This window comes from Candidatus Binatia bacterium (assembly GCA_035631035.1).
Classification (GTDB): domain Bacteria; phylum Eisenbacteria; class RBG-16-71-46; order SZUA-252; family SZUA-252; genus DASQJL01.
Genome location: DASQJL010000122.1, coordinates 1 through 14,109, shown reverse-complemented (window position 1 = coordinate 14,109; position 14,109 = coordinate 1). Strand labels below are relative to the sequence as shown.

General features: G+C 70.3%; 10 protein-coding genes. 4 read left to right on the top strand and 6 right to left on the bottom strand.

The features are described 5' to 3' along the window. The first annotated feature begins 13 nt into the window (after window positions 1-13). Complete coding sequence (locus tag VE326_14010; GenBank protein HYJ34321.1) at window positions 14-682, top strand: DUF6448 family protein; 669 nt, start codon at window positions 14-16, stop codon at window positions 680-682. Between the two features lie 7 nt (window positions 683-689). Here the strand turns inward: VE326_14010 and VE326_14005 are convergent, their stop codons facing one another. After that, window positions 690-2,906, bottom strand: a complete 2,217-nt coding sequence (locus VE326_14005; protein ID HYJ34320.1) for an ATP-binding protein — start codon at window positions 2,904-2,906, stop codon at window positions 690-692. A 77-nt stretch (window positions 2,907-2,983) separates the two neighbouring features. Between VE326_14005 and VE326_14000 the strand changes: the two genes are divergently transcribed. Together VE326_14000 and VE326_13995 are read left to right on the top strand one after the other, a co-directional pair. Then, window positions 2,984-3,283 (top strand): hypothetical protein, encoded by a 300-nt coding sequence (locus tag VE326_14000; GenBank protein HYJ34319.1) that lies wholly within the window; start codon window positions 2,984-2,986, stop codon window positions 3,281-3,283. A gap of 36 nt (window positions 3,284-3,319) precedes the next feature. Next, window positions 3,320-3,694, top strand: a complete 375-nt coding sequence (locus tag VE326_13995) for a hypothetical protein (GenBank protein HYJ34318.1) — start codon at window positions 3,320-3,322, stop codon at window positions 3,692-3,694. Between the two features lie 4 nt (window positions 3,695-3,698). Here the strand turns inward: VE326_13995 and VE326_13990 are convergent, their stop codons facing one another. The 5 genes from VE326_13990 to VE326_13970 all read right to left on the bottom strand — a co-directional run bounded on the left by VE326_13990 (window position 3,699) and on the right by VE326_13970 (window position 12,658). Further along, window positions 3,699-5,339 (bottom strand): L,D-transpeptidase family protein, encoded by a 1,641-nt coding sequence (locus tag VE326_13990; protein ID HYJ34317.1) that lies wholly within the window; start codon window positions 5,337-5,339, stop codon window positions 3,699-3,701. A 126-nt stretch (window positions 5,340-5,465) separates the two neighbouring features. Further along, window positions 5,466-6,032: an orotate phosphoribosyltransferase gene (pyrE, locus tag VE326_13985; GenBank protein HYJ34316.1), complete on the bottom strand. Its 567-nt coding sequence runs from the start codon at window positions 6,030-6,032 to the stop codon at window positions 5,466-5,468. A gap of 85 nt (window positions 6,033-6,117) precedes the next feature. After that, complete coding sequence (locus tag VE326_13980; protein HYJ34315.1) at window positions 6,118-8,487, bottom strand: protein kinase; 2,370 nt, start codon at window positions 8,485-8,487, stop codon at window positions 6,118-6,120. Between the two features lie 176 nt (window positions 8,488-8,663). Next, a complete protein-coding gene (locus VE326_13975; protein ID HYJ34314.1) occupies window positions 8,664-12,302 on the bottom strand; it encodes an FG-GAP-like repeat-containing protein in 3,639 nt (1,212 codons plus the stop codon). Window positions 12,303-12,529: 227 nt separating this feature from the next. Beyond that, complete coding sequence (locus VE326_13970; protein ID HYJ34313.1) at window positions 12,530-12,658, bottom strand: hypothetical protein; 129 nt, start codon at window positions 12,656-12,658, stop codon at window positions 12,530-12,532. A 383-nt stretch (window positions 12,659-13,041) separates the two neighbouring features. Here VE326_13970 and VE326_13965 point away from each other — a divergent pair. Then, window positions 13,042-14,109, top strand: a 1,068-nt coding sequence (locus VE326_13965) for a serine/threonine-protein kinase (GenBank protein HYJ34312.1), incomplete at its 3' end; no start/stop codon positions are given.

Below are 14,109 nucleotides of genomic sequence, written 5' to 3'. Positions count from 1 at the left end.
CGAGGAGTATCCCATGACCACGCCCCGTCTCGCTCCGCCGCCGGCGCCGCACCGCCTCTCCGCCGTCATCCCCTGTGGCATCGTCCTCACCCTGCTCTGGGCCGTCTGGCCGACTGCGGCCCGGGCCCATTGCGACGGCCTCGACGGTCCCGTCGTGACCGCCGCCCGCCAGGCGCTCCAGGCCGGCGATCCCAATCTCGTGCTGATCTGGGTTCAGAAGAAGGACGAGCCCGAGCTCCGCCGCGCGTTCGAGCGCACGATGAAGCTTCGCAAGCTCGGCGCCGACGCGAAGGACCTCGCCGACACCTGGTTCTTCGAAACGCTGGTCCGCGTCCACCGCGCCGGCGAAGGCGCGCCCTACGACGGGCTGAAGCCCGCGGGACGCGACCTCGGCCCGGCGATCCCGGCCGCCGACAGGGCGATCGCGACCGGCGACGTCGCGCCACTCGTGAAGCTGCTCCAGGGGGGCGTCGAGGAAGGGCTACGCGAGCAGTTCGAGAAGGTCGCCGCGCTCAAGGGCTACGCGCCCGGCGACGTCGAGGCCGGCCGGAAGTACGTCGGGGCCTACGTGACCTACCTGCACTACGCCGAACGGCTGTACGCAGCCTCGGCGCATCCCGCGCACGGGCATTTCACGGAGGAGGAAGCCGCCACCGGCAGCCCTCACGGCCAGGAGGAGTGACGGGGCGTTACGTCTCGACCGTCGCGAGCAGGCGATTCAAGGCTTCCGGCTCGACCGGCTTCACCAGGTGATGGTCGAAGCCGGCTTCGCGGGTGCGCATGCGGTTCTCTTCGTGCCCCCATCCGGTCAGGGCGATCAGCACCGGCCGCTTGGCGGGGTTCTCGGCCAGGATCCGCCGCGCCGCTTCGTATCCGTTCAGCTTGGGCATGGCGATGTCGAGCAGCACGATCTCGGGAAGAAACGACCGCGCCACGCCCACCGCCTCGTCGCCATCGCGCGCGGTGCGCACCTCGTGCCCCTGCATCTGCAGCAGCATCGCGAGGCTGGCCGCGCTGTCCTCGAGATCGTCGGCGACCAGGATGCGGCGCCGCGGCGCCGGTCCGCTGGGCGTCCCGTCGCCGGACCCGTCGCGCCGCCGAGGGTCTCGAGGCGCCGACCCATCCGACGACGACCCGGACGACGACCCATCCGACGACGAGCGGTCGGACTCCGCCCCGGCACCGGCCATTCCAGCACCGGCCGTCCCGCCCTCGCCTGCCCCAACACCGACCGTCGCCGGGTTGGGCATCGGCAGCCGCACCGTGAACACGCTCCCCTTCCCCGGGCCGTCGCTGTGCGCCTCGACGTGCCCGCCGTGCAGCTCCACGATCTGCTTCACCAGCGTGAGCCCGATTCCCAGGCCGCCCTGCGAGCGCTCGAGCGAGCGGTCGATCTGCAGGAACGCCTCGAAGATCCGGGGCAGCATCGAGGGCATGATGCCGATCCCGTGGTCGGTCACCCGCACCACCGCTTCCCCTCCCTCACCCGAAGCGCTGATGTGGATCGTCGTGCCCGGCTCGCTGTAGCGCGCCGCGTTGTTCAGCAGATTCGAGAAGACCTGCGCGAGCCGCGTCGAATCGGCGTCGAGCCGGATCGGCTGGGGCGGGAACTCGACCACCAGGCGGTGCCGCCCCGCCTCGATCAGGGGATGGCTCGCCTCCACGGCGTGCCGCACGACCTGACCCAGGTCCACCCGCTCCGTCCGCAGCCGGAGCCGCCCGCGACTCACCCGGCTCACGTCCAGGAGATCGTCGAGAAGCCGGGCCATGTGCCCCACCTGGCGCTGGATCACCTCGCCCGACCAGGCGATCGTCGCGGGATCGGCGCCGCTGCTCCGAAGCAGCCCGACCGCGTTCCGGATCGGCGCGAGCGGATTGCGCAGCTCGTGCGCGAGCGTGGCCAGGAACTCGTCCTTGCGGCGGTCGGCCTCGAGCAGCCGCTCCTCGCTCAGCGTCAGGGCGTGCTCCACGCGGAGCCGCTCGGCGATCTCGCGCTTGGCCCGCGCGTAGAGCTCCGCGTTCTGCAGCGCCACCGCGATCGGCGCCACGATCGCCTCGAGCGAGGCCAGGTGATCGCGGCGATAGGCGCCGGCCGTGTCGCTCATCACCTGCACGATGCCCACGACGCGCCCCTCCAGCTTGAGCGGCGCCATCATGGCGCACCGCGCTCCGGGAGGCCCGGCCCCCGGGCGCGACAGATCGTGCACGCGCCCCTCGGGGTCCACGTCGAAGTAGCGCCCCGGCCGGCGGACGCGCGCGCGGACATCGGCGAAGAGCCGCGCCTTGCCGCTCCGGATCACCTCGGTCTGCATCCCCTGCCCGTCGGGATCGATCGTGAGCGGCGGAAGCGACGCGGGATCCAGCATCCGTCCGCCCACCCAGCCGTAGACGCAGCGCGCCACGTGGGAGTCGTGGTCGTAGGAGGAGACGATCATGCCGTCGAAGGGGATCGCGCGGCCGATCATCTGGCGGAGCTCGTCGTGGATCTCCTCGACGACCAGCGTTCCCGAGAGGCGGCGCGCGGCCTCCAGCATGAGCTGCGCGCGGTCGAACCGCCGCTCCAGGCCGCGGCGGACGAAGCGCAGCGAGCCGTACAGCGAGCTGATGAGGATGCCGGTCCCGAGGAGGAGGGCCAGCCGGATCTCCTCGGACCGGGGATCGACGACGAGGGAGCGCGGGACCTCTCGCGGCATCAGGATGTGCGCCGTTGCCGCGAGCAGCGTGGTCAGCACGCCGGGAACGAATCCGCCGAACCATGCGGAGAACGCGATCGCGGGAACGAAGATGAGGATCGAGATCTGCTCGCCGAAATAGCGGCTCAGATACGAGCGCGCGAACGCCGCCGCGGATGCGGCGAGAACGGCCACGAGGAACTCGGCCAGCCAGTGTCGACGGGGACGGAACACGGGGCACGAGTATACCGCGATCGGTGCTAAGATCACCCCGACATGGGAAGCGGGATGGCGAAAGCTGGAGACATCGAATGAACGGCCGGCAGGGATGGACGATCGCGATGGCGGTGCTCGCCCTCATGGGCGTCGGCGCGGCGGTCATCATCGCCGGCGACGCGTTCCGCGACGCCCGGTGGCACGAGGAGACCCGTCAGGCCTCGCTCGCGCCGGAGCAGGCGCAGGGCTCCCCCTCCGACACGGGAGTGGCGCGGGGAGGGCCCGTGCCCCGTGGACAGACGCCCGCCGTCGCCCTGACGGTGCCGCGGTTTCTCGACGCCTTCAACGCCGACGCCTCCGACCGGCGCGTGCTGATCCTGCTCTCCCCCACCTGAGGGATGTGCCTGCGGGGGGCCTCCGCGGTATCCGACATGCTGAACCGCCATCGCTCGTGGAAGCTTCGCGTCTTCGTCGTCTGGGAGCCGGTCCGCCCGGCCGATTCGATCGGCCCGCCGCCCGGCACCTATAATCGGCTGCCCGACCGGCGGGTGCGGCAGTTCTGGGATCGGGACCGGGCCCTCTCGCAGCGGATGGTGCGGGACATCGTCGAGAATCCGGCGCTCATGCCGGACAGCGAGCGGATCGCCGAGGGCACCGTCATCTGGGACGTCGCGGCCATCTACCCGCCCAAGGCGCGGTGGGACCACGCGATGCCCAAGCCCGACTGGTACGCGAGGCCGGTCGCCGAGGTCGCGGCCAATCTGGAGCAGATCCTCACGGCACAGCTCGAGCCGCGCCGGCCCTGAGCCCCTAGACCGCCCTCGGCCCGGCGTTGAGCGCGTTCAGGAGCGGCTGGTCCAGGTCGTAGATGTCGTCCGCGTAGCGCACCTCCCCCGAAGCCCCCACGGACACCGTCCAGTAGACGATCAGCACGTACGGCTTGTTCTCCAGCGCGACGTTCTGCGTCTCTCCGCTCGCGAGCGTCTCCTCGATCTTCGCGTGGTCCCACCCGTCCTGGCCGCGCAGGAGGATCTCGGCCAGGTCGAGCACGTTCTCCGTCCGGATGCAGCCATGGCTGAAGGTCCGGCTGGACGACTCGAAGAGGTGCTTGCTCGGCGTATCGTGCATGTAGATCGAGTACTTGTTCGGGAACAGCAGCTTCACCTTGCCGAGCGCGTTGTCGTCGCCCGGCGGCTGCTTCAGCGTGTAGGGGAAGTTGTCGGGCGAGCCCCAGTCCACCGACGAGGGATCGACCTCGTTCCCCTTCCCGTCGTAGACCTTGAGATGCCGCGAGCCGAGCCCGTCCTTGCCCGACTGCATGTCGGGGAAGATCTCCTCGGCCACGATCGACTGCGGCACGGTCCAGTCGGGATTGAACACCACCGTGGTCATGCGCGCGCGGAAGGTCGGCGTCTGCTTCGCTTCCTCGCCGATCTGGGTCCGCCCCTCCCACACGTTCTTTCCGCCCTGGATGTAGTAGGCCTTGAACGCGGGGAGGTTCACGAGCACGAAGTCTCCCTTGAGGCCGCCCAGCACCCAGCGCGCCCGTTCGAGATTGACACGCACCTGCGCGGCCCGGGCGGCGGCCGTCACGTTCATCGCGTCGATCGTCTTCTTGTCCACCACACCCGTCTCGGGCAGCCGGTGACGCGCCTGGAAGAGCTTCACCGCGTCCACCAGCGCCCGGTCATAGCCGCGGGTCGAGTCGGTCGCGGCCGCCTGGTCCAGCTCCCCGCTCTTGGCGAGCCGCGCGCGCACGCGCGGAACGCGCGGGTCGGAGGAGCCCGGCTTGATGGCGCGGCCGGGGGGAACCGTGCCCCATCCGCCGCTCGACTCGATCTCCCGGAGCTGGGCCAGCGCGTTCACGAGGCCCTTGTAGATGAAGTGGTCCGGCCTCGCCTGCTGGATCGCGTCCACCGGGTCCTTGGCCTTGGCCACGTCCGCGAGCGTCTGATCCAGCGGCGGCATGTCGTCGCGCGGATCGACGTTCCAGCGCGGATCGAGCGACTTGGGCCGCACCCGCCCGTAGCGGACGTGGTCCAGGACCGCCGCGATCGCGTCGGAGAGCAGGAGGTCCAGGTCCGCCTCCAGCTCCGCCGTGGTCGCGTGCTCCCGCTGGCTCTGCAGCTTCTGGATCGCGGCCAGGTGGTAATCGTCGGGGTTCAGCCCGTCGGCGTAGACGCCGCGGATCGCCTCGATGATCTTGGGCACGTCGTCGTGGTCCCACGCGATGAGCGACTTGCGCGCCTTGTAGAAGCGGCCGACCGATTTCGGCTCGATCAGCCGCTCCCCGGCGATCGCTCCCGTGGGTACGGCGGAGGCGACGCGGGTCTGGATGCTGTGGGTGACCGCGGCGCGGGAGGGACCCGGCGAGCCGCAGGCCAGGGGCATCAGGGAAAGCAGGGCGGCGAGGCCGAGTGCGGCCGGGCCGGCGAGTCGCTCTTTGAACATATGGGCTCCGGGGGGCGCTGCGCCAACTCCCCCAGGCGCTCTGCCCCATTGGCGTTTCGTCGGTTGCGGTGCGGCCCGTGTTCGGCCGGAGTGGCGACCGGTTTCACGCAAGGAGCGCGCCAGCGCTTACACGGCGATGCGCTGCAAGTCGTCCAGCGTGCAGAGCGCGCCGACCGGGACACCCTCGGCTTCGATGCTCTTCCTGCCGTTCTGCTCCTGGCGGTCGATCATGACGACCGCTTTCACGACGGTCAGGCCCGCCTCGCGGCACTTCTGGATCGCTTCGATCGTCGACTTCCCGCTCGTGATCACGTCGTCCACCACGAGCACGCGGTCACCCGCCTTCACGTCCCCTTCCAGGAGCTTCTTCAGACCGTGCGACTTCGGCTCCTTGCGCACGGCGAACGCGCGCACCGTGCGACCGGCCGCGTAGGCCGCGTCGGAGACCGCGATCGCGATCGGGTAGGCGCCGATCAAGAGCCCGCCCGCGGCGTCCACCGCCTGCCCCGCGGCCTCGGCCAGCATCAGCTCCCCGACGATCCGGCGCAGCGGCGCGTGCGAGAGACCGACGCGGCAGTCCACGTAGAAGCGGCTCATCGCGCCCGAAGCGAGCTGGAAGGTCGGCGTGTCGCTGTACTTGAACGATCCGGTTTCGAGGAGAAGATGGAGGAGCTGCTCACGGGTCGCGGTCATCGAACGATCAGCCTCCCGTCGTGAAGTAGGGGTCGCTTGGAGGAATCCAGCGCATCCGTCCGGATGCGCATCGATTCGAGCGTCATCAAAGTCCGGCCGCGCTGCTCCCGGTTCCCGTGGGGAGCCCCGACTCGACGCGCACCCCCGCGAACAGCCCCGCGATCGCGGGATCCACCGGGGGCGCTTCGCGCGGCCAGACGAGCGTCGCCGGAGCAACGCGCGGCGTGAACGGCTCGTGGTCGAGCAGCGGATGGAGCCGCGGGTTCAATCGAAGGAGCGCGGGGCTGATGTCGGCAAAGATGGGGCGGCGCGCGAAACCGAGCGCCCGATCCATGTCGTCGAGCGCCAGGCTGACCTCGATGGCGCAGAGGATCGCGTGCGGCTGGAGCTCCAGGGACGACTCGGCCACGGAGAGCAGGCGCAAGGCCTCGTCCTTGAGTCCGGCGCGGACCGCGATGTTCGCCTCGAGGACCTGGAAATTGGGGCCCATTCCAGCGGCGGCCCGCGCCTCCGCCAGGCTCTTCCGGGCGGCCGGCAGGTCGTTGCGCCGAAGGTGCACGCACACGAGCGCGCTGTAGCTTCCGCGCAGGTCGAACACGTTCCCCGAGAACCGGATCGAGCGCAGGGCCGCCTCGATCGCGTCGTCGTAGCGGCCGGACTCGCGAAAGATCGTGCTGAGCCAGGTGGACGCGAACGACGACTGAGGGTCGGTCTGCATCGCGCGACGCTGCCCGCGCTCGGCCCCCGCCACGTCGCAGGCCTCGAACGCGTGGACGGCCAGATTGATCCAGGCGCTGGTCAGGCGCGGGTTGATCTCCAGGGCGCGCACCAGCTTCTGCCTCGCTCCCTCGATGTCGCCGGAGGATCGCATCACCAGCGACTCCGCCTTGTACCCTTCGGCCAGGTTCGGGTCGAGCGCGATCGACCGCCGGGCGGCCTCGAGCCCCATTCGGACCAGGTCCCGGGTGCGGGTGCCCAGCCCCCATTGCAGCATCTGGCCGTAGCAGTCGGCGATTCCGGCCCAGGCGAGCGCGTACTCGGGCTCCATCTGGGTGGCGCGCTCGAACAGCCCCAGCGCCTCCCGAAGCGATTCCTCCGTGTACCGGTAGTACAGCTCCCTGCCCTTCAGGTACAGGTCGTACGCGCGCACGTCGCCGGGGCGGTCGCGGAGCAGGTTCTCCGATTCGCCGGGCGCGAGCGCCACCTTGAGCGCGGCGACGATGGAGGACGCGATCTCTTCCTGCACGGCGAAGACGTCCTGCAGCGTGCGGTCGTACCGCTCGGCCCAGAGGTGGAAGCCGTCGGCGGCGTTGATGAGCTGCGCCGAGATGCGGACGCGGTCGCCCGACCGGCGGACGCTCCCCTCCACGACCGCGGTGACCCCGAGGTCCGCCGCGACGCGCGGAATGTCCACCGATTCGCCGCGGAACTTCGCCACCGCGTTCCGCGACGCCACGCGAAGCCCCCGGATCTTGGAGAGATCGGTGAGGATGTCCTCGGTGATTCCCGCGCAGAAATAGTCGCTGTCGCGGTCGCTGGAGAGATTCTCGAAGTAGAGCACGGCCAGCGAGGGAATCGCCGCCGCCTGGCCCGAGCGCGGCGCGCGCGACCCGTCGGCCATCTCGGCCAGCTCCTTGCGGAGCGCGCCGATCGCCCCGGCGCGCGCGGAGGGGTCCTTCACCAGGCATCGCTTCAGGAGATCGCGCAGCCGGGCGGGCGTTCCCGAGGGGATCGCGCTCCACTCCGGCTCCCGCTCCAGCACCTTCGCGATGACGTCGGAGCCGGTCGCGCCCGGGAACGGCCTCGATCCGGAGAGACACTCGAAGAGGATGCACCCGAACGCCCAGATGTCCGTGCGATGGTCCACCGCCTGTCCGCGGGCCTGCTCGGGGCTCATGTAGGCGGTCGTGCCCAGGACCGCCCCCTCGGCGGTGATCGGCTCCGTCCCCGCGACCGAGCTCGAAGAGGGCAGTGCCGAGCGGTCTTTCGCGATGCCGAAGTCGAGCACCTTGACCACGCCCGCGGGCGTGATCATCACGTTCCCGGGCTTCAGATCCCGGTGCACGACCCCGCGCTCGTGGGCCGCCTCCACCGCCGAGGCGATCTGAACCGCGGCCGGGAGCGTCTCTTCCAGGGAGAGCGCGCCGCGCGCCAGGCGCGAGCCCAGCGTCTCCCCCGCCACGAACTCGAGCACGAGGTAGGGGACGCCGTCGGCGTCGACGATGCCGTGGATTCCCGCGATGTTCGGGTGATTCAGGGAGGCGAGAAGCTTGGCCTCGCGCTCGAAGCGCGCGAGCCGGGCGGGATCCTTCGCGAAGGTATCGGGCAGCGCCTTGATCGCGACCGTCCGGTCGAGCCGCGTGTCGCGCGCGCGATAGACCTCGCCCATGCCGCCCGCGCCGAGGGCCCCGGCGATCTCGTAGCCGCCGATCCTGGTCCCGGAGGTCAGAGCCATGGGGTCCTGGCGCGCACCGATGGCAGGGTCGGAACATTCGGAGACATGCCGGGAAAGATACCATGCGGCGAGCCGGGGCTGGCGACGCCGAGGCGACGCCATGGCGTCGCGCCGGACGCGCTCCGCCATCCCCCGTACCCGCCTCCATCGATTCTGGGCGCCGGCGCCCGCCGCGTCTACTTGAGAAGCGCCATCCTCCGGGAGAGCGACGTGCCGTCGGCGTCGAGCTTGTAGAAGTAGATGCCCGAAGCGACCGCATGGCCGGCATCGTCCTTCCCCGCCCACTCGACGCGGCGCTCACCGGCAGGCGCCGACCCGTCGAGGAGCGTGGCGACGCGCCGGCCCGCGGCGTCGTACACCGAGAGCCGCGCGTGCCCCGCGCGCGGCATCGTGAAACGGATCTCCGTCCTGGGATTGAACGGGTTGGGCGCGTTCTGCGAAAGCAGCGGCCGGGCCGGCGGCGCGGTCCCCACGGCCACGCCGGTCGGCACCGAGCCGCCGTTCAGGAAGACGGAGCCCGTCTGCTCCGTGCTGTTCCCCGCCACCACGTCGGGCTTTCCGTCACGATTCATGTCGAGGATCGCGAGCCCCTGCGCCGTCGCCGCCGGGTAGCTCGTCGTCGAAGAGAAGCCGCCGCCCGGCCCGCCCGCGCCCAGGAGCACCGAGACGCTCCCCGGCTCCGACGCGATGAGGTCGAGGACGCCGTCCCCGTTGATGTCGGCCGTGCGCACCTGCGTCGGCGGGGACGGCAGCGAGTACTGGTTCCCGCTCCCGCCCATGCCGCCGAACCCATCCCCGAGAATGACGGTGATGCGCCCGCCTCCGCCCGAGTTTCCGACCGCCACGTCCGGCCAGCCGTCGCGATTGAAATCGCCGAACACGGGACTGATCGTGCCCGGGCCGAGCGTGACATTGCCGTTCGTCGCGAAGGTCCCGTTGGACTGCTGCAGGTGCAGGCGAATGACCCCCGTGCCGCCGCCGGTGGCCACGATGTCGGGCAGCCCATCCCGGTTCATGTCGCCGATCGCGATGCCGGTCACGCCGTTCACGGTCGAGAGCGTGGTCGGCGCCCCGAAGTTGCCCGTCCCGTCTCCGAGCAGGATGGAGATGTCCTGCGCGCCGTTGTTGGCGGTGATCACGTCGGGAATCCCGTCGCGGTTCAGATCGCCGACGGCGACGCGCTGCGGCGGGAAATTCGTCGCTCGCGCAAGCGCCGGCCCGAACGTGCTGAACGAGCCCAGCATCACGTAGATGTTCGTCGAGTTGCCGTTACCCACCACCAGGTCCAGACGTCCGTCGCGGTTCAGATCGGCGAGCACGCAGGAGCGCGGATCGCCGCCGGTGATCGGCGCCACCGAGCCGCCGAGGAACGCGCCCGCGCCGTTTCCGGAGAGCGTTCCCGCGTACGGCATCCCGCCGATCGTGCCCACCATCACGAAGTCGGGATCGCCGTCCCCGTCGACGTCGGCGCCGTCGGCGCCCGCCGTGAGCACGCCGACGTTGCCGTAGTCGGTCCGGGGCCCCAGGTTCCCGAAGGCCGCGCCCGCGATCCCGCGCAGGACGCCGATCGCGCCCCCGTTCGCGGCGGTCATGCCCGCCACGTCCATCAACCCGTCGCGATTGAAATCGCCGAGCGCCATTCCGAGCGGGTTCGAGCCCGCGGCGTAATCGGCGCGCACGGCGAGGCTGCCCCCGAGGAGCACCGACAATCCCTGGGGATCGGCCGGCGTCGCGGCGCCGTTCTTCGCGAGGATGTCGGGCTTGCCGTCGCGGTTCACGTCGGCGATCGCCAGGCTCTGCGGCACGTCGAGCGCCGGGAAGAGCTGCGGCGACCCGAACCCGCCCACGCCGTTTCCGTACAGCACGTCGACCCCCTGCTTCTCGTCGGGCCCGAGCGGCGTCGTTCCCTCCTCGCCCACGGCCAGGTCGGGGACTCCGTCCTGGTTCACGTCGGCGACGGCGCCGCCGCGAATCGAATGCCCGGAGAGAACCGTCGAGGCGCTCCCGAACGTGCCGTCCCCGTTTCCGAGGTACCGGACGACGCCGGCATCGGTGCTCAGCGCCACGTCCAGCTTCGCGTCGCGGTTCCAGTCGCCGAGGGTGAGGGCGCGGATCGCGGTCGGCCCGACGACCGAGATCGGGCCGAACGCGGAGAAGGTGCCGGTTCCCGATCCGATAAAGACACGGAAGGAGGCGCCGCTCGTGGCGACGAAGTCGGGGATGCCGTCCCGGTTCAGGTCGCCGATGACGCAGGGCTCGCCGTAGCCGGTCTCGGCGACCGTTGGCCCCGCGAATCCGGAGCCGGTGCCCAGGCAGATCCGCATCTCGGCGGCGGCCGGGTTGTAGAAGAGAACGTCCGAAATCGCGTCGCGATTGGCGTCCAGCGCGCCGACCCACGTGTGGGTGCCACCGCCGCTGGCGATCGTGGTGCGGTTCTGGAACGTGCCGTCGCCCAAGCCCTGCATCCAGACGAGTCCGTTGGGATCGGCGCCGGTCATGACCGCGTCGGGGATTCCGTCGCGGTTGACGTCCACGCTCACGACGCGGTCGGTGGTGGTGGCGACGGTGGTGGAGAGGGTCGCTCCGAACCCGCCCAGCCCGTTCCGGCGCAAGAGCGAAACCGTGTGCGTCGGGTCGGCCGCCGCCATGTCGCCGGTGTTCGCGACCGCGATCTCCGTGCCGGCCGACGACGACGCGAACGCGACCCCCCACGGCGTCGGCCCGCCATTCACGTACGACTGGGCTCCCACCACCGAGGCGCCGGAGACATTGGCGAGATAGGCCACGTTCACGCCGCCCCGGCCGCCGTCGCCGGCGAGCGCGACGTCGGCGCCGGTCACGACGAACTGCTTCACCGCGATCGCGAGCGGATTGAAGGGCAGCACGAGGTTGAGGCCGCCACCGAAGCCGCCCGCGCCGTTGCTCAACCGCGTGACCACGCGCGAGGAGCATGCCACCGCGACGTCGGTGGTGGTGTTCGCGTCCAGCGGACCGGCCGCGATGGCGGCCGGCTTGTTCCCCACGGGGATGCTCACGCCGGCGTTCAATGCGCCGGTGACGTTGTTCTGGTTCGTGAACAGGGTGATCGTGCCGCCCAGGTAGTTGCACGAGACCACGTCGGGCGCCGAATCGGCGTTGAACTGCCCGATCACGACGCCGCGCGGCTCCGCCGGCGTTGCGTAGTCGGTGCGCGCGCCCAGCGAACCCGAGCCGGTGTTGAGCCAGACCGAGATCGTGTTCGAGCCCGAGTTGGCCGCGACGACGTCGAGAAATCCGTCGCCGTCCAGGTCGCCGAGCGCGACGCCGCGCGGATGCGTCCCCGCCATAGCCTGCTGGGTGAAGACCAGGTTCCCTGCGCCGTCTCCCAGCAGCACCGACACCGTGCCGCTGCCGTAGTCGGCCGTGACGGCGTCCAGCTTCCCATCGCCGTTCAGGTCCCCCACCGCGACCGCGACGGCGCCCGTCGAGGTGCCGGTCGGCGAGTCGATCTTGGGCAGGTAGGCCGGTACGGCCGTCCCGGCGCGGCGCAGGAGCACCGACACCGTGCTTCCCGTGAACGCGCCGGCGGATCCGCCGGGGCAGGCGACCACCAGGTCGGTCAGTCCGTCGCCGTTCATATCCCCCGGCGCCACGCCGGTCGGGGTCGACTGGAAGGCGCCCGGAAGGAAGGCCTGGGTGTCGCCCACGTCGTAGGATTCGGAATCGTCCTGGAAGAGGGGATCGCCGGTGACGAAGCACGGGGCGATCAGGATCGTCGCGAGCGCCAGGAAGGCGGCGGTCGTGGATGCGGCGAGGCCGCGGCGCGGCAGGCTCATGGATGCTCTCCGGGAAGGGTCGGGGCCGCGATGGACGTGCTTCCAGGAGGGCTAAGCGCGGATAAAAGAACGAGCCCGCTAAACGCGGATAAAAGAACGAGCCCGCCGACTCTCCCCCCTGCTCCTTGGCTACGTCCGAGCAGGCGGGACCGAACATCGAATCGGCGGGCCGTCCAAGAGTACCGGTGCTGCGTTACGTTGGGCCCCCTGCCAGGGGCGTGCGCTCCTTAGAAGATGGCGCCGAGCAAGGCCAGCAGCAGGATTCCAAGAATCAACCCCGCGACGGGCAATAGCACCAGGAACGTCACGAAGCCAAACGTGCCGGGCACCGGTGAAACATTCAGAAGCCGGTTCATGGTCACCTCCCTCAGGCCAAAGCCTGTTGGTCGGCAAACCCGACACCGCTACTCCCTGCAGGGTTCGTACCCATGCCCCGCCCGAAGGGTGGAATTCTTAAGCTGTGAATTGGCCGCCCCTTCGCGAATCGGTCCAAAACGGCTTTGGAGTCCGAACCGCGGCGCTTCTGCCAACCTGACAGGCCCCTGACGGCCGGCGGCAGTGCGCCATTCGGCTCAAGCGCATACTCCAGAGCATGTTCGGTGCGTTTCAAGAGCGCCGAACCGTTACGATCACCAAGTTGGTTCGTTTACTCTACGCAGAGCCCATTGCAGCATTCGCCAAGAAGCGTCGTTCGTCGCCGAGAACCGTCGTTCCCTGAGAACCCGTCCGAGGTTCTGACATGACCGCAACCATCCCGCCCGGCTCGCGTCTCGGCCCTTACGAGATCCAGGGACTGCTCGGCGCGGGCGGCATGGGCGAGGTCTATCGCGCGCGCGACGCGCGCCTCGGCCGCGATGTCGCGGTCAAAGTCCTCCCCTCCTCCTTCGCGGCCGACGCGGAGCGGCTTCGTCGCTTCGAGCGCGAGGCCCGGTCGGCAGCGCAGCTCAACCATCCGAACATCGTCGCGATCCACGACGTCGGCGTCGCGGGAGCCGTGCCCTATCTCGTGAGCGAGCTGATCGAGGGGACCACGCTCCGCGCCCGCGTGGCGCAGAGCCCGCTCCCTCCCCGAAAGGCGATCGCCTTCGCGATCCAGATCGCCAACGGCCTCGCCGTCGCGCACGCGAGAGGGATCGTCCACCGCGATCTCAAGCCCGAGAATCTCATGGTGCTGAAGGGCGATCGCCTGAAGATCGTCGACTTCGGCCTGGCGAAGCTGGTGCGCGCCGAAGGGGCCGCCCCGGGCGAGGCTGGAGCCGCGAGGGACGACGACACCGCCTCCGCCATGCCGCAGCTCACCGAGACGGGCGCCATCCTCGGGACGGCAAGCTACATGGCCCCCGAGCAGATCCGCCAGCAGACCGTGGACCATCGCGCGGACCTCTTCGCCCTGGGCGCGATCCTGTACGAGATGCTGACGGGCCGCCGCGCGTTCGACGGGCCGACCCCGATGGACCGGATGAGCGCGATCCTGAACGTCACGCCCGCGCCGCTCTCCGCTTCGACCGAACGCGAGGCGCCCGGGATCACCGCGCTCGTGGAGCGCTGTCTGGACAAGGAAGTCGAGACGCGATTCCAGAGCGCGTCCGATCTGGCGTTCGCCCTGGGGCTGATCGAGGCCGCGTCGTTGCGTTCGATCGGATCGGCCTCGGCAGAGCCCGGCGGTGGCGCGCTCGCCGATGGGACCGGCGCCATCGAATCGCAGCCCGGCCCGGCGGATCTCCTGTTTCACCGTATCACCTATCGCCAGGGCTCGATCATGTCGGCCCGCTTCACGGCCGAGGGTCACTCGGTCTATCTCTGCGCG

Bases quoted from the DNA above. Each gene is read 5' to 3' on its own strand.
- VE326_14010 (HYJ34321.1), top strand. From the start codon at position 14: ATGACCACGCCCCGTCTCGCTCCGCCGCCGGCGCCGCACCGCCTCTCC.
- VE326_14000 (HYJ34319.1), top strand. From the start codon at position 2,984: ATGAACGGCCGGCAGGGATGGACGATCGCGATGGCGGTGCTCGCCCTC.
- VE326_13995 (HYJ34318.1), top strand. From the start codon at position 3,320: ATGCTGAACCGCCATCGCTCGTGGAAGCTTCGCGTCTTCGTCGTCTGG.
- VE326_13990 (HYJ34317.1), bottom strand. From the start codon at position 5,339: ATGTTCAAAGAGCGACTCGCCGGCCCGGCCGCACTCGGCCTCGCCGCC.
- pyrE (HYJ34316.1), bottom strand. From the start codon at position 6,032: ATGACCGCGACCCGTGAGCAGCTCCTCCATCTTCTCCTCGAAACCGGA.
- VE326_13980 (HYJ34315.1), bottom strand. From the start codon at position 8,487: ATGGCTCTGACCTCCGGGACCAGGATCGGCGGCTACGAGATCGCCGGG.
- VE326_13975 (HYJ34314.1), bottom strand. From the start codon at position 12,302: ATGAGCCTGCCGCGCCGCGGCCTCGCCGCATCCACGACCGCCGCCTTC.
- VE326_13970 (HYJ34313.1), bottom strand. From the start codon at position 12,658: ATGAACCGGCTTCTGAATGTTTCACCGGTGCCCGGCACGTTTGGCTTC.